At 60.0% G+C, this 18,276-nt stretch carries 15 protein-coding genes and 3 pseudogenes; 15 read left to right on the top strand and 3 right to left on the bottom strand.

Annotated features, from left to right (window positions below):
- Positions 1-42: 42 nt before the first annotated feature.
- From P9A16_RS29855 to scpB, 13 genes and pseudogenes are all read left to right on the top strand, one after another.
- Positions 43-1,809: a PQQ-dependent methanol/ethanol family dehydrogenase gene (locus P9A16_RS29855; protein WP_024270716.1), complete on the top strand. Its 1,767-nt coding sequence runs from the start codon at positions 43-45 to the stop codon at positions 1,807-1,809.
- A gap of 113 nt (positions 1,810-1,922) precedes the next feature.
- Positions 1,923-2,609, top strand: coding sequence for a response regulator (locus P9A16_RS29850; RefSeq protein ID WP_037407719.1), 687 nt, complete (start codon positions 1,923-1,925; stop codon positions 2,607-2,609).
- Positions 2,610-2,796: 187 nt separating this feature from the next.
- A complete protein-coding gene (locus P9A16_RS29845; RefSeq protein WP_023512049.1) occupies positions 2,797-3,948 on the top strand; it encodes an FIST N-terminal domain-containing protein in 1,152 nt (383 codons plus the stop codon).
- Positions 3,945-6,134, top strand: a complete 2,190-nt coding sequence (locus tag P9A16_RS29840) for a hybrid sensor histidine kinase/response regulator (RefSeq protein WP_023512050.1) — start codon at positions 3,945-3,947, stop codon at positions 6,132-6,134. Before P9A16_RS29845 ends, P9A16_RS29840 begins: the two co-directional genes overlap by 4 nt.
- A gap of 74 nt (positions 6,135-6,208) precedes the next feature.
- Entirely contained in the window at positions 6,209-6,646 is a 438-nt protein-coding gene (locus P9A16_RS29835) for a pseudoazurin (RefSeq protein WP_024270714.1), read from the top strand.
- A gap of 742 nt (positions 6,647-7,388) precedes the next feature.
- The gene (gene repA / locus P9A16_RS29830; protein WP_024270713.1) at positions 7,389-8,603 is read left to right on the top strand and encodes a plasmid partitioning protein RepA; all 1,215 of its coding nucleotides are present in this window, start codon (positions 7,389-7,391) and stop codon (positions 8,601-8,603) included.
- Positions 8,600-9,601: a plasmid partitioning protein RepB gene (repB, locus tag P9A16_RS29825; RefSeq protein ID WP_024270712.1), complete on the top strand. Its 1,002-nt coding sequence runs from the start codon at positions 8,600-8,602 to the stop codon at positions 9,599-9,601. Before repA ends, repB begins: the two co-directional genes overlap by 4 nt.
- 201 nt (positions 9,602-9,802) lie before the next feature.
- Positions 9,803-11,020 carry a plasmid replication protein RepC gene (gene repC, locus P9A16_RS29820; RefSeq protein WP_037407691.1) on the top strand — a complete coding sequence of 406 codons (1,218 nt, stop codon included), beginning with the start codon at positions 9,803-9,805 and terminating at the stop codon, positions 11,018-11,020.
- Positions 11,021-11,170: 150 nt separating this feature from the next.
- A complete protein-coding gene (locus tag P9A16_RS29815; protein WP_023517549.1) occupies positions 11,171-12,121 on the top strand; it encodes an omptin family outer membrane protease in 951 nt (316 codons plus the stop codon).
- Between the two features lie 178 nt (positions 12,122-12,299).
- Complete coding sequence (locus P9A16_RS29810; protein ID WP_024270710.1) at positions 12,300-12,863, top strand: hypothetical protein; 564 nt, start codon at positions 12,300-12,302, stop codon at positions 12,861-12,863.
- Between the two features lie 240 nt (positions 12,864-13,103).
- Positions 13,104-13,670: pseudogene (locus P9A16_RS29805) on the top strand (DUF1403 family protein).
- Positions 13,631-14,015: pseudogene (locus tag P9A16_RS29800) on the top strand (DUF1403 family protein). The pseudogenes P9A16_RS29805 and P9A16_RS29800 overlap by 40 nt, the downstream one beginning before the upstream one ends.
- 34 nt (positions 14,016-14,049) lie before the next feature.
- Positions 14,050-14,705 (top strand): annotated as a pseudogene (scpB, locus tag P9A16_RS29795) (SMC-Scp complex subunit ScpB).
- Positions 14,706-14,738: 33 nt separating this feature from the next.
- Here scpB and P9A16_RS29790 read toward each other — a convergent pair.
- The gene (locus tag P9A16_RS29790) at positions 14,739-15,371 is read right to left on the bottom strand and encodes a hypothetical protein (RefSeq protein ID WP_278026277.1); all 633 of its coding nucleotides are present in this window, start codon (positions 15,369-15,371) and stop codon (positions 14,739-14,741) included.
- Here P9A16_RS29790 and P9A16_RS29785 point away from each other — a divergent pair.
- The gene (locus tag P9A16_RS29785) at positions 15,370-16,116 is read left to right on the top strand and encodes a TetR/AcrR family transcriptional regulator (RefSeq protein ID WP_278026276.1); all 747 of its coding nucleotides are present in this window, start codon (positions 15,370-15,372) and stop codon (positions 16,114-16,116) included. The genes P9A16_RS29790 and P9A16_RS29785 overlap by 2 nt on opposite strands.
- A gap of 238 nt (positions 16,117-16,354) precedes the next feature.
- Positions 16,355-17,116, top strand: coding sequence for an NYN domain-containing protein (locus P9A16_RS29780; protein ID WP_130519322.1), 762 nt, complete (start codon positions 16,355-16,357; stop codon positions 17,114-17,116).
- A gap of 169 nt (positions 17,117-17,285) precedes the next feature.
- Here the strand turns inward: P9A16_RS29780 and P9A16_RS29775 are convergent, their stop codons facing one another.
- Positions 17,286-17,609: a helix-turn-helix domain-containing protein gene (locus tag P9A16_RS29775; RefSeq protein WP_024270705.1), complete on the bottom strand. Its 324-nt coding sequence runs from the start codon at positions 17,607-17,609 to the stop codon at positions 17,286-17,288.
- Positions 17,599-17,958, bottom strand: coding sequence for a type II toxin-antitoxin system RelE/ParE family toxin (locus P9A16_RS29770; RefSeq protein ID WP_272790514.1), 360 nt, complete (start codon positions 17,956-17,958; stop codon positions 17,599-17,601). Before P9A16_RS29770 ends, P9A16_RS29775 begins: the two co-directional genes overlap by 11 nt.
- Between the last annotated feature and the right edge of the window lie 318 nt (positions 17,959-18,276).

Raw genomic sequence — 18,276 nt, 5'->3', positions numbered from 1 at the left:
TGGAGCCCGCGTCCTGCTGCGGGCATGGAGTGGGAGGATGCCATGAGGAAACTCGTATTGGCCGCGATTGCGGCCATCGCCTGTTCGAGCGCCGCTTATGCCGGCGTGACCGAGGACGATCTTGCCAAGGACGCCGAAACCGTCGGCGACGTCTTGACCAACGGCATGGGCCGCGGCCTGCAACGGTTTTCGCCGATGGAGACGCTGAACACCAAGAACGTCAAGAATCTCGTGCCGGCCTGGGCCTTCTCGCTTGGCGGTGAGAAGCAACGCGGCCAGGAAAGCCAGCCGATCATCTATGACGGCATGATGTACATTACCGGCTCCTACAGCCGACTCTATGCCATCGACATCAAGACAGGCAAGGAAGTCTGGCAGTATGACGCGCGCTTGCCCGAGGGTATCCTCCCCTGCTGCGACGTGGTCAACCGTGGCGCGGCGATCTTCGGTGACAACATCTATTTCGGCACGCTCGACGCGCGCATCGTCGCGCTGAACCGCAAGACAGGCGACGTGGTCTGGAACAAGAAGATTGCAGACTACAAGGAAGGCTACAGCTACACCGCCGCCCCGCTGATCGTGAACGGTCTCGTCGTGACGGGCAATTCGGGCGGCGAGTTCGGCGTCGTCGGCGAGGTGCAGGCGCGCAATGCCGAGACCGGCGAACTCGTCTGGACCCGTCCCGTCATCGAAGGGCATATGGGAACCTTCAAGGGCAAGGAAAGCACGATGACCGGGACGCTCAACGCGACCTGGCCGGGCGACCTGTGGAAGACGGGCGGGGGAGCGACCTGGCTTGGCGGTTCCTATGACGAGGACACCAAGACGCTGATCTTCGGCGCGGGCAATCCGGCTCCGTGGAACAGCCATCTGCGCAATGCTGGCAAGCCTGTGGAAGGCAACAAGGGCGACAACCTTTATGCCGCCTCGCGCCTCGGTATCGACCCCGAAAACGGCGAGATCAAGTGGCACTTCCAGACGACACCCCGCGAAGGCTGGGATTTCGACGGCGTGAACGAGGTCGTTCCTTTCGTCGACAAGGACGGGAACAAGCGCTTCGCCACTGCAGACCGTAACGGCTTCTTCTACGTGCTGAACCGCGAGGACGGGAAATTCGTCGCCGCCCATCCCTTCGTGAAGAACATCACTTGGGCCAAGGGTATCGATGAGACCGGCAGGCCGATCTACAACGAGGACAACCGTCCGGGCGATGCGGCCGCGGCCGCTGACGGCGCGAAAGGCCAGCAGGTTTTTGCCGTGCCCTCGTTCCTCGGCGGCAAGAACTGGATGCCAATGGCCTACAGCCCGAAGACGGGCCTGTTCTACGTGCCTTCCAACGAATGGGGCATGGACATCTGGAATGAGCCCATCAGCTACAAGAAGGGCGCGGCTTACCTCGGTGCCGGTTTTACCATCAAACCGCTCTTCGAGGACCATATCGGCAGCCTCAAGGCAATCGACCCGAGCACCGGCGAAATCAAGTGGGAATACAAGAACAGTGCTCCGCTATGGGGTGGCGCGATGGCAACGGCCGGCGGCCTCGTGTTCTTCGGTACTCCGGAAGGCGACTTCGTCGCGCTCAACAACGAGACCGGCGAGGAATTGTGGAAGTTCCAGACGGGCTCAGGCATCGTCGGCCAACCAGTGACCTGGGAGCAGGACGGCGAGCAGTATGTGTCCGTGATTTCGGGTTGGGGCGGCGCCGTTCCGCTGTGGGGCGGAGAGGTCGCGAAGAAGGTCAACTACCTCAACCAGGGCGGTACAGTCTGGACCTTCCGTCTGCCAAAACAACTGGCCTCGCTGGACTGAGATGAAGAGCCGGGCGGAAACGCCCGGCTTTGTTGCTTTGGCGCTGGCCGAAAGGCCGATGAAGACGGACGAATTTGATGCTAAGCTACCGCCAGCCCTATCGGGAATTTCGCATGATACCAGTTCTAGTGCCGGAAAAACCTCTTCGCATGCTGCGGTCGGCGCTGATTGTCGACGATCATCCGTTGTTCTGCGATGCATTGTCGATGACGCTGACGGGACCGGTGGGCATTCCGGATGTCGAAGCCGTCGGTACGCTTGAAGCGGCGCTGACGCGGCTTGCCAGCGGGCCGTCGCCGGACGTTGTCGTGCTCGATCTCAACCTGCCCGACGTCAACGGCCTCGATGGCGTGGTGCGCCTGCGCCAAGCAGCGCCGGAGACGCCGATCGTCGTCGTCTCGTCGCTCGATGAGGTTCGTATCGTGCGGGCGGCCCTGAAGGCCGGCATCAATGCCTTCGTGCCAAAACATGCTTCGCGCGAAGAATTCCGCGAAGCCTTCGCCGTCATCGCACGCGGGGAGATCCACGCAAGCCGTCTGGCACTGGAAGGATCCGTACCGAGCCCCTCGGAAGAGGCGGTCAAGCGGCTTGCATTGCTGACGCGCCAGCAGGCCCGCATCCTGCAGCTTGTCTGTGCTGGCCGCATGAACAAGCAGATCGCCTACGAGCTTTCCATCGCCGAGACGACGGTGAAAGCGCATGTCACCGCCATCATGCGCAAGCTCGGTGTGCAGACACGCATGCAGGCGGTGCTGTTCGCGCAGGAAGCAAGCTTTGCAATCATGGTTACTGACACCTGAAGGTGATTTTGGAAGGCCAGTGCGGGACTTCCGGCATGACGGTGCGTGAACGTGTCGATCGGCCAATTCGTCGGGATTTTCTGGCGGATACTAAGACCATCGGCTAACGGCTTCATTCCCCGCTGGCGCGGCCCCGCGGCGGATGCTTAAGATAGAGACGGGGGAACGGCGGAGGAGGCCATCGCCCGTGGATGAACACTTCGTTACCCGTGCGCTCGTATCGGCGCATGAGAGCTGTCCGGTTGCGCGCCTGGCTGCGGGTCTTGGCCCCGGCCCGTTTGCGCTTGTCCTGCTCTTTGTTTCACCCGAAGCCGATGTCGCGGCCGTCGTTTCGGAGAGCTTCAGAGCTTGGCCGGGTGCCAGGATCGCCGGCTGCACCACGGCCGGAGAAATTTCCGGGGCGGGCTATGAGGAGGAGAGCATTGTCGCAGTCGGGTTTCGCGCAAATCATTTCGCTGCCGAAACATTTTTGATCCAGAACCTCTCCGCGCTTGCCGCCGACACGCTGTCCGATACTCTGCTACACATCCGCCAGACCCTTGCCCGCGATCACGGCCATTTGGCGCAAGAGTTCGCCCTCCTCCTCGTCGACGGGCTTTCAGCGCGCGAAGACGAACTCGCCTCCGCACTCGCCGCCGCTACGGGTGCGATGCCTTTGATCGGCGGTTCGGCGGGAGACGGCGTCCATTTCCGGGAAACGCTCGTCTTTGAGGGAGAGCGGCTTCTCTCCAATGCTGCGGTCATCTCGGTGATCCGTGGCGACTGTCCGTTGCGCCCGTTCAAGATGGATCACATCAAGCCGACGGAGCGACGGATGGTCGTAACCGAGGCAAATCCCGCAGCCCGCATCGTGCGGTGTATCAATGGCGAGCCGGCGGTACGGGAATATGCCCGCCTGATCGGCATGGAGCCGGAGAGCGTCAACACCCTCACCTTCGCCATTCATCCGCTGACCGTGCGGATGGGAGACCGTCACCACGTCCGCGCCATTCAGCGGGTACTGCCATCCGGCGAGCTGCTGTTCTTCTCAGCGATCGACGAGGGCATGGTGCTTACCATCGCCGAGCCGCACGATCTGGTAGGGCATCTTTCAACAGAGCTGCAGGCGTTGAAGGATCCGGCCGATCCCGTCGCAGTTCTCGCCTTCGACTGCATTCTGCGGCGCATCGAGGCACAGGAGCGGCAGATGACAGGTCCTGTCTCCGAACTTCTGCGCCAGCACGGCGTCATTGGCTTTTCCACCTACGGTGAGCAGATCGGCCCCATGCACATAAACCATACGATGACCGGCTTCGCCTTCTACCCACCCGGTACCGTCGTTTCGGAAGGTGGCTCATGAGCACCCGGATTTCCAACGGCCTGTTTGATCCGGCCGATGGCGATAGCCGCAACCTCGAGAAAATGCTTGTCATCGCTGACGCGCTGATGCGCCATGTCGAGCAGAATACCGGCGACCGTGGCGCCGCCTTCGAGCAGTTCCGGCGTGCGGCCATGCTCGAAGAAAGGGTTCGTCAACGTACGCGGGATCTCGAAGCGACGCTGAAATTGCTCAACGAGGCCAACAGCGCCACGGAGCGCGCGCGCCGTGACCTGTCCCAGGCGATCGAGGCCATCGAGGAAGGGTTTGCGCTCTTCGATCCGGCTGAAGTGCTCGTGCTCTGCAATTCCCGCTTCTGTCGAGACCTCGTGGACATTCACGAGAAACTTGCTCCCGGCATTACCTTTGCCGACTATGTGGAAACCGCCAGCCGCTCCACATACCTCGCCCTCCCCCGCGGCGTGACCCCCAAATCCTGGGTAGCCGAGCGCATGCGCCTGCACCGGGCACGGCAGGTCTTCAATGTCGGGCTTAGTGGTGACCGCTGGCTTCAGGTCAGCGAGCAACGAACAGCCGATGGCGGCACTGTCATTCTCCAGACCGACATTACTGACCTGATCCGCATGGAGCGCTCCGAACGTGGCAAGCTGCTCGATGACCAGGCCCGTATGATCCGGGCCACGCTGGAGCACATAAATCAGGGCGTCGGCATTTTCGACGCCAACCGCCGACTGGTGGGATGGAACAGCCGGGTCGCGCAGCTGTTCGACATTCCGCCACGCCTCCTACGGCGAGGAATACCCTTCGAGCTGCTGGCAGACTACATCGCCGACGCCATCACCCTTGGCGATGGTTTTTCCGGTGACACCTTGCGTCAGTGGATCGATGGCCGGCTACCGCGCGGGCCTCTATCCTTTGAGATCACCCATGCCTCCGGCATCATCCTCGATGTCTTCGCGCAGGAAGTGCCGGGGCGCGGCTTTGTCATGTCCTTTGCCGATGTCACGCGCGAGCGGCTCGCCATCCACGCCATGATCCGCGCCAACAACTCGTTGGAAGCGCGCGTGGCAGCGCGCACCGGCGACCTTGCGGCCGCCCTTGCCGAAGCCGAGCGTGCCAACTCAGCCCGCGTGCGCTTCGTCGCCGCGGCAAGCCATGACCTCCTGCAGCCGCTTTCCGCCGCGAAGCTTTTCGTTGCCGCCGCAAGGGATGACGCGGAAGCGACCCCGATGCGTGGGACACTCGAAAAAGCGCACAACGCCCTCGTCAGCGTAGAGGGTATTCTGGGCGCCCTGCTCGATATCTCCCGGCTGGAGGCTGGCGGGACGGCGGTCGATATAGGGCCGGTTCCCCTCTCCCTGCTCCTCCGGCAGCTTACAGACGAATTCGCCCCGATCGCGGCCCGCAAGGGACTGAGGCTCGATATCCTGCCTTGTGGTCTTACGGTTTCGAGCGACCCGACGTATCTACGCCGCATCCTGCAGAATCTGATCAGCAATGCGATACGGTACACCGCGAGCGGCCGCATCCTCGTTGGCCCGCGTCGTGTGAACGGTCATGTGCGTGTCGAGGTCCACGATACGGGACCGGGCATCGCGGCGGACCAGCAGCAGGCGATCTTTCGTGAATTCCACAGGGTTCAGGGATCAGCCTCAGCCTCCGAAGGCATGGGGCTTGGCCTCGCCATCGTAGAGAGGGCTTGCGCTCTTCTCGGCCACCGCCTTGATCTGCGCTCCACACCCGGTCGCGGCACCTGTTTTTCCGTCGATCTCGCCCGCATGGCATCCCGGGCCAACCCCATCTACCGCGAAGCAACGCCTGTCATACCGGAAGAACCCGGCGACAACAGCGACCGGATCGCACTTCTCGTTGAAAACGACGTGGGTTTGCGCAGGGCCATTGCCCTGCTCCTGGAACGGCGCGGGGTCAGCGTGCTGGAGGCGGCCAGTGGCGAGGAGGCGCTTTCGCTGCTCGACGAAATCGGCATCGTGCCCGACCTCTACCTCATCGACCAGCAACTCGATGGCGCGCTTACCGGCATCGAGACGGTAGAGGCTTTGCACGCCCAACATGGTGCGCGCCCTACCCGCATCCTGACGGCCGATCGCAAGCCGCAAACGCGGCTGGCAGCAGAAGCTGCCGGTATTGAGATCATGTACAAGCCGATTGCCGCCGATGCGCTGGAAGCCTTCGTGCTTGCCGGCTGATCCGGCACCAAGGTCGCATTGCGACACTACCCACACCATGGGACATCCCTCCATCCGATCTGGAGGAGGATGTAATGACGAGACTTTTGGCCATGACGGCCCTGATGGTTCTTGCAGGCGGCGCAGCCCAAGCCGCAGAGCATGCAGTCAAGATGCTGAACAAGGGCGAAAGTGGCGCCATGGTTTTCGAGCCTGCCGCCATCGCTGCAGAACCAGGCGACACGGTTCGCTTCATCCCCTCCGACAAGAGCCACAATGTCGAAGGTATCAAAGGCATGCTTCCCGAAGGCGTCAAACCCTTCAGGAGCAAAGTCAACGAAGAGTATGTACTGACGGTCGCCGAGCCCGGCTACTACGGCATCAAGTGCTCGCCGCACTACAGCATGGGCATGGTCGCCCTCATTCGCGTGGGCGACGGATCCGCCAATCTCGACACCGCAAAATCGGTCAAGCTTCCCGCGAAGGCCGGCGAACGAATGAAGGTCGCCTTTGAGACGCTGGCGGCGCAGTAGTCCGCGAAAAACTGGGCCACAAGCCGGCTCTTGGAGCCGACGATCGCCGGCATTCTCAAATGCGCCATAGCCTAACTCCACCGGACCGCCCTCGGGGAATGATCTCGAGGCGGCTGGTCGGCGCGTTTGAATGTGCAAGGACCACATCTCCTGCCGCCAAGCGCTGGATCCATCCCATGGCGCGTCGCCGCACGCATCGGGCGCGCTATCGACTGAAGGAAATGCCCCGCATATTCGTGGGGCGCGACCTCCCGCAGGGCTCCACCTAGGCTACCACCCCTGGCGGAGGCGCGACAGAATGCGTTGAGCTACGGTTGCCTGGCCCCTATAGCCAGCGCACCCACTCGGATCTCACTCCATCAATCCGGGTCAGGCGACGGAGCGGGCATCCCTTCCCGCACGCTCTGCGCGGCGCTCCTCTAGCGACCGACAGCAGCACTCGAACGGCCAATAAGCCGCCACCAACCGACCACCCGCACTGACACGGTCGATGAAATACACCACGCATCATTTCTCCGTCGCAGCCTTCGCATTCCCGACGCCGGCGGCGATCAGGCAAATTGGAACTTTACAATTGTAAAGTCCTCTGCCCGGCACGGCGGACTTTACAACTGTAAAGCTTGAGCTCCGAGCCGGAACACTAACGTCTCGTTAGGGAAAAACGCCTTGTAGAATCGGCAAGTCTCTGCCTATCGTGACGGAAATGGGTCCGCACAGCGCCCACAACCGTCAAGAGGATTGAATGCTTCACTCGGCTTCTCACAACGTCAGAGATACCGCATCGAAGATCGAGGGCTACACAGCAAAGCTTTCGGCCGAACTGCATGATATGCGCGAGACCGCCTATTTTCCAACGGCAAGAAAGACCTTCGCGCGGACATTCTCAACCACCGACCTCGCTCGCCTTCTCAAAGTTCCGGAGAGCACTCTCCGACAGCTGACGATCGAAGGAAAGGGGCCCCAGCCGGAAAGAGCCGAAAACAACAGGCGGACCTACACCGTGGAACAGGTGAAGGAGCTCCGCACGTTTCTCGCCGCACTTCGTCCGGATGAGGCCAAGGAGCTTCTTCCCCAGCGGCGCAACGGGGAAAAGCTGCAAGTCATCGCCACTGCGAATTTCAAGGGCGGCAGCTCGAAGACCACCACGTCGATCCACTTGGCGCACTTCCTGGGTCTTCAGGGCTATCGGGTCCTATGCATCGATCTGGACCCCCAGGCATCGATGACCGCACTCTTCGGTATCCAGCCCGAATTTGATCTGGGTGAAAACGAAACGGCCTACGCCGCCATTCGATATGACAACGAGCGCCGTTCGCTGGCCGATGTCATCCGCCCGACCTATTTCCCGGGTGTCGATCTCGTCCCGGGCAACCTCGAGCTCATGGATTTTGAGTTTGACACACCGTCCTACCTGACCTCGCGGAACCGTGATGATCTTGGCCTCTTTTTCGAGCGCATGAGCAATGCCCTCTCGCATGTCGAAAATCGCTACGACATCGTCATTCTCGATACGCCGCCATCATTGGGCTATTCAACGCTTGCGGCCCTCTATGCAGCCACCTCACTGATCATCACCGTTCATCCTGCCATGCTCGATGTGGCGTCCTGCAACCAGTTCCTCATCATGATCTCCGATCTCTCCGAAGTTCTCGGGCAGTTCGGTGCACGGTTCGAGCATGACTTCTTCCGCTTCCTGCTGACCCGTGTGAACCCCAACGACGGGCCACAGAAATACATGTCCGGCGTGATGCGCAGGCTGTTCGGGGACGACGTGCTTGTCGCCGAAGCATTGGAATCGACCGCAATCGCCGGCGCGGCAGTTGCCAAGAAAACACTGTACGAACTCGAGGCGGGGGAGGTGGGTCGCGAGGCGCTCAAGCGCGCCATCGAGAGCGCTGACCGCGTGAACTTTGAAATCCTCGGTCTGGTCCAAAAGGTATGGGGGCGTAGCGCATGAAGAAGAGCATTCTTCAACGAATGACCGATGCCGAAAACCGCGGAGATGCGGTACCGGCGTCGGACGCGCAGGAGAAGATGTTGCCATCCCGCCGACATTCGTCGCCCGTCATTTCCAATGTCGGCCGGGTCCTCACCCAATTGACCGAGGACAGCATCATCTCGCTCGACCCCGACAAGGTTGAGCGGTCCCCGTTCAAGGATCGCTTCGACAATGACGAGGAGGCCGATCAGGCGCTTGAGGCTCTCAAGATATCGATCGCCAGCGAAGGTCAGAAGATACCGGTTCTTGTCCGGCCACATCCGACAAAGCCCGGCCAGTATCAGCTGGCCTACGGATATCGTCGATGGGCGGCAATCAAAGCGATCATGGGAGATGCCGAACGACCGGAGACGATCAAGATAAAGGCCTATGTGCGTGATCTGACCGATCGCCAGCTGATCGAGGAACAGTCCCTCGAAAATGGCGTGCGCGAGAACCTCACCTGGATCGAACAGGCGATGTGGGCCGTCCAGCTGAAAGGCGCCGGTCTCTCGCATCGAGCGATATGCCCAATCTTGGGTCTTTCCGAAGCGGCTGTATCCCATCTCTTCCGGGTTACAGCCGTTGTACCGGACGATGTCATCCTTGCAATCGGCAGGGCAAGGGGTGTTGGCCGTCCAAAATGGACGGCGTTTGCGGAGCTTCTGAAGGAACCGGGACGGCTTGAAGCCGTACGGAAGGTGGTTCGGGCTCCCGAGTTCCGCAAGGCGGACAACCTAGAGCGAATTGCCCAGGCGATGCGTGCTGCAAGCAGCATGCCGGTGACGCCTGATGTGGTGGAAGCGGACGAAACGATCGATTTCACCCTTGGCGCACGGGTTTTTGGCCGGATGAAGAATGCAGCGTCGGGAATGACGCTCACGATCCCCAAAAAGGAGAAGGCATTTGCGCATTGGTTGGCCAAACGAATGCCGGCGCTGATGCATGAATACGGAGAATTTTCCGACCCTTCGTAAGAGGGCGCGGAAGGAGCAACCAGACCAAAACGGTCGAAAAGGAGAGACCAGCACAAAAGGAAAAGGCCCCCAAACGTTGCCGTCGTGGAAGCCCTCCTCAGTAGTAGCATCCTGAGAATCGCATTTCCACGAATCACAGTCAAGAGTTTTTGGCGCCGTTTTGGCGAGCGGTTTCCTTTTGCCTGTAGAAAGGTGAAGGAAATGCAGAGTGGACATGTGACGACGCCTTTCGGGCGGCGGTCGATGACGCTTGCCCTGGTGAAAAACCAGCTTGCGACAGCCGAATGCAGCCCCAACAAGACGGCTGATAAGTGGAAAATCTTCCGGGACGTCTGCGAGGCGAAGGATATCTTCGACCTCCAAGACCGGTCGCTAGCCGTGCTCCATGCATTGCTCAGCTTCTATCCGGGTTCTACCCTCTCCAATGAGGGAAGCGGACTGGTGGTGTTCCCATCAAACGCCCAGCTATCCATCCGTGCCCATGGAATCGCGGGGACGACGCTGCGCAGGCATCTTTCCGCGCTCGTTAATGCCGGCTTGATCGAGCGCCGGGACAGCCCAAATGGCAAACGCTACGCCCACAGGGGCAGAGGAGGGGAGATCGAAGCCGCGTTCGGTTTCAGCCTTGCGCCCCTGCTCGCGCGCACCGCCGAGCTCGCTGCCTATGCTCAACGGGTCGCCGCAGAACGTCTCCGGTTCAAGCGCACCAGGGAGGCGCTGACGCTTTGCCGGCGCGACATCCGCAAGCTCATATCGGCTGCCATGGAGGAGGGGGCCGATGGCGATTGGGCCACAATGGAGAACATCTTCCTCGGGCTCGTAGCAAGCCTTCCACGCTCGCCTCGCCATGAACAGATCCAAGCCGTTCTCGACAAGATGGAAAAACTTCGCGAGGAAATCGTCAACCGGTTGGAAATACAGCTAAATGTAGGAAATATAGACGCCAATGATATCCATAATGGATGCCACATACAGAATTCAGATCCTGACTCTACTCATGAACTTGAACCACGCTTTGGAAAAGAGCTGGACGAAATCACAGCGCGCAAACCGCAACGGTCTGCCGAGCCGTTGAGGACGTTTCCTTTGGCATTGGTGCTAAAGGCCTGCCCCCAACTGGCCAACTACACCCCGACCGGCCAGATAGCCCATTGGCGGGATCTGATGGCGGCAGCAGTCGTCGTTCGCTCCATGCTGGGCGTCAGCCCATCTGCCTATCAAGCGGCATGTCAGGTGATGGGGGCGGAAAATGCAGCTATCGCCATGGCCTGTATCCTTGAGCGAGCAGAGCACATCAACTCTGCCGGGGGTTATCTTCGAGACTTGACGAAAAAGGCGGCACGCGGCGAGTTCGGTCTTGGCCCAATGGTCATGGCGGCGCTCAAGGCAAATACCGCCGATGAAAGGCTGAGAGCATGACAAGTATCGCCTCTGTTCGAGAGGGTGGCGCCGAAAATCCTGTGCAAATCTGCAACGCTGCTTCGTCTTCTTGAGGTTCGTGAGACGAAGTCGTTGAGAAAGAGTTCGTCTGTCGCCAGTAGTAGACCGGCCATGCCGGAGGGATCGTTGATGAAAATTCAAACACTTCAATACGCCTTGATTGCCCTGGTGTTCGGCATATCCAGTGCACGAGCCAACGATCTGATCACCCGCGCTACAGACGGAACCTTCTGGCTGTCCGGGAGTGTCGGCCTCATGTCGATCGAAGCGCGTGAATATGTCTATCTCGGGAACGACAAGGCCAGCCAGCTGGACTGGGATACGGACGGAGTGGTGGTCTATACGGCAGCTGCCGGGGCTGAACTTGAGGGAAATTGGCACGTCAAGGGGAGGGTAGACCTTGGTTTTGGCGGTGACGGCCACATGGTCGACTACGACTGGGTCCCGGGCTTTGCCATTGACCAGAGCATGAACGGTTGGAGTGATCGTTCCGTTCACCCTGATACCCGTCTCGACTACTATTTCAGCGGTACGCTCGAAATCGGCCGGGATATCTTCGCGGATGAAAGCACCAATGTCAGCCTTGGCGGCGGTTTCAAGTATACCGAGGTCCGCTGGGAAGCCTTTGGCGGTTCGTATATCTACAGCGACGGTGGTCTGCGCAACGACATTGGCGACCTTCCCGCAGGCGTAAACGCCATTTCCTACAAACAAGAAATCCCGACAGTCTTTGTCGGAATCGACGGTTCAACACGCTTCGACCGTCTGACCCTTGCGGGTAGTATCAAGGGTGGCCTGACGACAGGCATCAACGATCAGGATGATCACTGGCTGACCGGGACCCGATTCTTCGGTGATATGAAGGTGGCGCCGGTCCTGATGCTCAATGTCGCAGTCGATTATCAGCTCACGGATACGGCGTCCTTCTATATCGCTGGCAATTTCGAGAACTTTTTTCGCAGGAAGGGGGACTTGAATTCGACGGAAACAGCGAGCGGAACCGCAACCCTCTACAGGAATGCCGCCGGTGCCTCGTTGAGAACCATGTCGTTCCAGATGGGGCTTCGCGCCCGCTTCTAGAGTGGCCGAGCGGAGGCCAGTTCAACGGAATTGCCTTGCTCTCGTAAGGAGCACCTGGAGGAGGGGCTTCTTTGTCAGGTAGCAAGACAAGCATACGGCCCAGCAGCATGGCAAAACTGTTTCAGAATGCCCTTAGAGGGCGCCAACACGACTTTTCCAGGCCACCGGGGAACATTGAATGAGCGACGCTTTCGGTTTCATGTTCGGTTTCTACGGACTGTTGCTCGGCTTTGCGGTCGCCGAAGTGGTATCAGGCTTCTCGCGGGCCTATGACGAACGCCACACCCGCAAGCTTGGTTTCGTTGCTCCCTTGTTCGGGATCCTTCTTCTCGTCGATCTGATTACGTTCTGGATGAATGCCTGGGCATACCGTCAGCTCCCTGAAATCAGCTATCCGGTAGCGTTCGCCGTAACTCTCGTCGCACTGCTTTACTACTTTGCTGCCACGCAGGTTTTCCCGAAGGCCACGGAGACGGACACGCTTGATGCCCATATCATGGCGCACCGACGGGAGGTCGCCTTCTGCGTCCTGGCGAGCAACCTGCTAACCCAGATCCCGCCCGCCACCTTGGCCTTCACGACGCCGTGGCCCCCGGTGGATATCGCCCTCTGGGCCAGCCTGAACCTGACCTATTATACGCTGCTTTGCACGGCCGCCCTGGCGAGAAGCAAGACGGTCGTCGGATGCGCGCTCGGCACCGCAATAGCCTTCGTCCTTGGCGCAACGGCGATCTTTGCATGAGCCGCACTCGGCTCTCGGCTTGAGAAATACTTCTTTCTCCGGTCAGCCGATTAACGTTATATGGGCGAGCCGATGTTTAACATCGGCAGCTGCGAGGGAAGCTTCAACACCGATTTTGCCGTATCTGCCTTAAATTTGATAGAATGACCGATAAGGCAATCTTATCCGCCATTTTAACGAGAAGGCAGGCCGTGCGATTATTATATGAATCTATAGCATAAACCGCACACTCACTATAGGATGGCGGCCATGGATTCGCCCGTCACCCCTCTCGTCGCCTCGCCGGTACTCCCGGCCGGCTTGCCCGGCTGGGCCCTGCCGCGCGGCCGCGAGCCGGACGATCTTGTCCGCTCCGCACCCATCTGGTGCCGGCTGCTGGCGCGCGTGCCAGCCCTCAAATGTGCTGCCGTCGCCGTCCGACTGATGGGCCGCAGCGAGGACGAGGCAGCACTGCGCGACGCCGTTCTTCTGACGGCCGCGGGCGGCGATCCCAGCCTGGCTGGAAGGGTGTTTTTGGCGACCAAAAGGCTTTCCACCTGAAAACCCGCCTTCTCGTCGAAAGCGGTGGCCGAGCTTGCCGATCTGTTGGGGCTGGCCTTGGACGATTGGATGGCGACGGCGGTCGACCATGCCAATGATGTACTGCAGTCCGGCCGCTCGGCGCCGCTGGCTGCGGCGGACCTGGTCACGTCCATCCAGGCGGCGCGCCCGGACGCCGAATCGCTCGCCTGGATGCTAGGCGACCTGCTGATCGCCGCGCAGCTGAAATGGGATTATGCCGTGCCGCTGCTGATGGCGGAACGCTAAGGGCCGGCCTTCAAGACGCTTGTGGCAGGGGCCGTGTGCGCCCTGGCGAGCCAGCCTTTGCCCGCGCTGTCTGCCTTGCCCTCATCGAGGGAAGGGGCGCGGCCCTGCGCACCGCCGGCGAGATCGCGCGCCGCGCCGAGACGCTGCGCGCTGCGGTGCCAAAGGTTCGGACGAAAGGCGCCGGCGCTGTCATCCAGGCCCTGCTAAATGAGGATGCGGTGGCTGCCTCGGCGCCCGGCACCTCTCTCTCGCTGGGCAGCGATCCGGCTGTTCGACCGGCTGGAGGCATTTGATGCGGTACGCGAGTTGTCCGGCCGCAGCGCCTTTCGGATCTATGGATTGTGACGATGGCGGAACCGGATGCCCCGGCAAAACACGGATGTCTCGGACGATGGACGCAAGCGAACGCTTGTTGGATCGGGAGCTGGGGGATCTGCCGCCGGAGCTGCGCTGGCGCGGATGGATGCTGCGGGTCGACGTCGTAATCTTTGCCTCGGCCGAGCCGGTCAGCCGCGAGACGCTCGCGCGCGTCGTCGGTAGGGATTGCAGTATCGACCTCTTGATCGACGACCCGCAGAAAGAACTTCGTTCCCGCCTCTACGAGATCGTCGCCGTCGCCGGCGGCTGGCAGCACCGAAGCCGTTCGGCTTTCGCATCCGCGATCCGGGCGTCAAAGGCCCCGACACGGGGAGGGGCACCTGCGGTGCCCGAATTCGAGGCCATGATCCTGATGGTCATCGCCTACTTCCAACCGATCACCCGCAGCGACCTGTCAAAGACCTTCGGCAAGGAGATCAGCCGAGACACGACCGCCACCCTGCGCAACGCCAACTTCCTCGCCTCCGGCCCGCGCAGCCCGACGCCGGGGCGCCGTATACCTAGGTCACGACAAAGCAGTTCCTTTCGGCCTTCGGCCTGCAGACGCTGCGTGATCTGCCGGATATCGATGCGTTGCAGGATGCGGGGCTGCTCAGCCGGCAGGCGGTTCAGAAAGAGCAACTCTTGGCCGATGTGGATGGTGAGGAGGCGGAGTAAACCTGGCCAGGCTCGGGGTTAAACTACGACGGTTCAAGCCAACGTTCGCGCCGTTCGCCTCAGGACGTGGGCGGCGATCCGGACAACAATCGCGGCGGCAAGCAGCGCCATGTAGGGCCAGTACATTTCCGGGGTCATCACGGCGCGGCGGCCGAAATTGATGACGAAAGACAGCAGAAGAAACCAGATACCACCACTGTGGATGATACCGCGAATCCTAGCCCCAACGATTTCCGAGACGCGGTCGAACGACCTCAAGGTCATCAAGTTGATGACGAAATAGGCCGTTCCGCCAGCAACAAAGGCCGCCGGTGCGGTCAACTCGTCGAACAGAACCGGATTGAACTGCGAGAGCGCCACGATCGCAACTGCATGCAGCAGGTGCGAAAAGGCAAACGCCAGTCCAAAGCTCCGCCTGTTCGCCTTTATCCAGCGCGTTGCTGCTGACGGCCAGAGAAAATCCAGACTTGAGGCGCAAAAGGCCAACAGGAACAGCAATAGCGATGTGCGAGCCGTCAAGCGGATCGCCATGCGTGCTGCCTCGGTCGGATCTGTAGCGAATGCCGTCACGCTAAAGCAGGCTACAGCGACTGCGGCGCATAGCCAGCCCGTCACCGCCCAGCTTTCGAGAGATCGGGTAGATCGGTTTCTCAGGGTTTGCTGCATGATTTCCCTCCAATGTAAGCGGTGTTTACATACATCTTGGGAAAACTGTCAAGTGAATGTTTACGCCGCTTACATCGAAGCGCGGGAGCCGCTATCAAAGGCGATGGCAAAATCATCGACATCACGCACGCCTTATCATCACGGCAACCTCGTCGAGGAGCTTGTCACCGCTACGATCGCCCTGATCGAGGAGAAGGGGGTCGATGCCGTTTCGGTGCGCGAGGCAGCCAAGCGGGCCGGGGTCTCTCCGGCTGCACCCTTCCGTCATTTCGCCAATAAGACGGCCTTGATGACGGCCGTGGCCGAACAGGCGATGGGGCGGCTCACCGAGCGAGTGCAGGCCGAACTCACATCGACTGGTGACGCCGATCCGGTGGAAGCGCTTCGCGCCATCGCACGTGGCTATCTCGGCTGGGCGCTCGCCAATCCGACGCACTTCAACGTGATCGCCTCGCGCACGCTGATCGACTTTCACGGCTCGCTCAAGCTGACAGGCGAAACAGAGGCGATCCGGCTGATCATGCTCGACCTGATCGCCCGCGGACAGGCAGATGGACAGATTGCATCGGCGATCGCCCCGGACGCGCTGATGCTCTCAGCGCGCGCCTTCATCTACGGTCTGTGCCGCATGTGGATCGATGGTCATTTTACCGAATGGCGCGTCGAGAAGCCGGCCCAGGATGCAATGTCAGAGGCGGTAGACCTGTTCATCGACATGATTGGTAGTCGCCAAGCCACGCCTTGACGGTCATTGTCGGGTTTGAGAGAGGCTGGATAGTGAACGTCAAGTTGTTGAATTCCGTCTTGGAGCTCCGTAAACCTATGGAGGAAGAAGCCGGGTAGAATGCTAGCATTTAGGCATTGCAAAAAGCGTATTTGGGCATGTTGTGCTCGAACTCGACGAAGGTACCAAGGGCCGGTAGGTCGCAATTGAGATACCTACTGTATCCTCGGGTCCAGGACAGTCTGATGAGGGATGACACATGCCATCGGAGCCTCGCTCACCCCGCTTAGCCGTTCTCATTGATGCCGATAACGCGTCGGCGAAGATCGCGGATGGTCTTTTTGAGGAAATCGCGAGGATAGGTGAAGCGAGTGTTCGTCGCATCTACGGTGACTTCTCCAGCGTTCGATCCAAGGGATGGGCTGATGTGCTTTCGAAGCACGCTATCATCCCTCAGCAACAGTTTGCCTATACGACGGGCAAAAACGCATCCGATATCACGCTTGTGATCGATGCCATGGATCTGCTCCACAGCGGACGTTTCGATGGTTTCTGCCTGGTGTCGTCCGATAGCGATTTTACGAGACTTGCTGCCCGAATCCGCGAGCAGGGCATCGATGTGTTCGGGTTTGGCGAACAGAAGACGCCCGAGAGTTTCCGTCAGGCATGCCGACGGTTCGTCTACACAGAAAATCTGTTGCCCGGCGCGCCCGGTAACGCGCCGGAAACAACACTCAATGCAATACCGCTGCAGCCGCCATCAGCCGCTATTCCCATTATCCGGACAGTCATCATGCAGATAGAGAGCGAAGATGGCTGGGTTCCGCTCGGCGCCATCGGTGCAAACCTTGCGAATATTGCCTCCGACTTTGACCCGCGCACCTATGGTTTCCGCAAACTGAGTGATCTCGTGCGAAAAACGAACGCCTTCGATATCGACCATCCTCAAGGTGGTGTGCTCAAAATCCGCATCAAACCGCAGCCCAGCAAGAAACCGAATGCGGCTGCGTCGACGAGTTGACTTGGTTTAATCGCGCGAACACGGCAGCCTTGTGCGTCTCGTTGATGCACGCTCTGGTGGCCAAGGCGCTTTGTCATCTGGAAGCCCAGGAAACTCGAATGATGCGGACGGTATAGGTCTATTCGGACTTTCTCAACGTTCGAATGCTACCCATGCAGGGGAGATCGAGTTACGCGAGCATCTGCAGCCCGTGCTTTTGCACGAGCGACAGGAGCTTGAGCGCTGGCCCGCTTGGGCGCTTGGCACCGGTTTCCCACTTTTGAACCGTCGACTGGCTCGTGTTCAGATAACGGGCAAAGACCGGCTGGCTGACATGGTTGTCCTCGCGGAGCGCCTTGATCTCGCCAGGTGACAGTTCCTGCGGGATCACAAGGCAATCCTCATCGAAGGTCCGCATCGTTTCCTTGTCGATAGTCCCAGCCGCAAGCATGCCTTCGACAGCGCTATGGATTGCCTCGAACGCATCGCTCTTGAACTTGCGTTTAGTCGCCATGATCAATCTCCAGTAAGGCGCCAATCTCGAGTTCCGCTTCGAGGTCGGCTTTCGACTTGGCACGGTAGAGGTCTGCGAGTTTCCGGAACGCTAGAAGCTCGTCGTCGTCGATGTTCGCCCGATCCTTCTTGGCGAAGAGATAGGCGAACACCCAGAACTCCCCGGCCTTCGCCAGAACAATTGAACGATGCATGTTGTCGTTGAGGCGCTTCTTGAAGACGCCACCGCCAAGATCGTCGGCCTGTCCAAGGGCAACCTGATCGATTGCCTTCGACAAAGCCTTGTCGGAGATGCGCGCTTTCTTTGCCGCCTTGGCAAACCACGCTGTTTTCAACACTCGTTCTGACATCGGTCTATATAGCACTAGGTGCTACATCCATCAAGATTTTAATAGGAGATCTATGCCGCCTCCCATAGCGGTCCTCATCCGGCATGCGGTTCAAGATCTCGTCGGTGATCTTGCGATATTCCGCCAGCGGACTGTCGGCCTCCAGAATGTTGGTTTCCACGCGGAACTGAGCCGGTTTTTCCACCGCGAAGTGAGCCACTGCCGATTCCGATGAAGCCGCCCCCTTGTTCCGAGATGATTGCGCCCCCGGATTCCGGGACGATCTCGCCCCCTGTTTCAAGGGGTCTGCAGGCAGTGATTGTTGTCAGTTCGTTCGAG

This window comes from Shinella sp. 838, assembly GCF_029623935.1.
GTDB lineage: Bacteria > Pseudomonadota > Alphaproteobacteria > Rhizobiales > Rhizobiaceae > Shinella.
Note: the sequence above shows the minus strand (reverse complement) of the source record. Positions and strands in the feature narration are given on the sequence as shown.

What these genes read in the sequence shown, in the direction of transcription:
- P9A16_RS29855 (WP_024270716.1), top strand. Translation starts at nt 43, where the DNA reads ATGAGGAAACTCGTATTGGCCGCGATTGCGGCCATCGCCTGTTCGAGC.
- P9A16_RS29850 (WP_037407719.1), top strand. Translation starts at nt 1,923, where the DNA reads ATGATACCAGTTCTAGTGCCGGAAAAACCTCTTCGCATGCTGCGGTCG.
- P9A16_RS29840 (WP_023512050.1), top strand. Translation starts at nt 3,945, where the DNA reads ATGAGCACCCGGATTTCCAACGGCCTGTTTGATCCGGCCGATGGCGAT.
- P9A16_RS29835 (WP_024270714.1), top strand. Translation starts at nt 6,209, where the DNA reads ATGACGAGACTTTTGGCCATGACGGCCCTGATGGTTCTTGCAGGCGGC.
- repA (WP_024270713.1), top strand. Translation starts at nt 7,389, where the DNA reads ATGCTTCACTCGGCTTCTCACAACGTCAGAGATACCGCATCGAAGATC.
- repB (WP_024270712.1), top strand. Translation starts at nt 8,600, where the DNA reads ATGAAGAAGAGCATTCTTCAACGAATGACCGATGCCGAAAACCGCGGA.
- repC (WP_037407691.1), top strand. Translation starts at nt 9,803, where the DNA reads ATGCAGAGTGGACATGTGACGACGCCTTTCGGGCGGCGGTCGATGACG.
- P9A16_RS29815 (WP_023517549.1), top strand. Translation starts at nt 11,171, where the DNA reads ATGAAAATTCAAACACTTCAATACGCCTTGATTGCCCTGGTGTTCGGC.
- P9A16_RS29810 (WP_024270710.1), top strand. Translation starts at nt 12,300, where the DNA reads ATGAGCGACGCTTTCGGTTTCATGTTCGGTTTCTACGGACTGTTGCTC.
- P9A16_RS29785 (WP_278026276.1), top strand. Translation starts at nt 15,370, where the DNA reads ATGATTTCCCTCCAATGTAAGCGGTGTTTACATACATCTTGGGAAAAC.
- P9A16_RS29790 (WP_278026277.1), bottom strand. Translation starts at nt 15,371, where the DNA reads ATGCAGCAAACCCTGAGAAACCGATCTACCCGATCTCTCGAAAGCTGG.
- P9A16_RS29780 (WP_130519322.1), top strand. Translation starts at nt 16,355, where the DNA reads ATGCCATCGGAGCCTCGCTCACCCCGCTTAGCCGTTCTCATTGATGCC.
- P9A16_RS29775 (WP_024270705.1), bottom strand. Translation starts at nt 17,609, where the DNA reads ATGGCGACTAAACGCAAGTTCAAGAGCGATGCGTTCGAGGCAATCCAT.
- P9A16_RS29770 (WP_272790514.1), bottom strand. Translation starts at nt 17,958, where the DNA reads ATGTCAGAACGAGTGTTGAAAACAGCGTGGTTTGCCAAGGCGGCAAAG.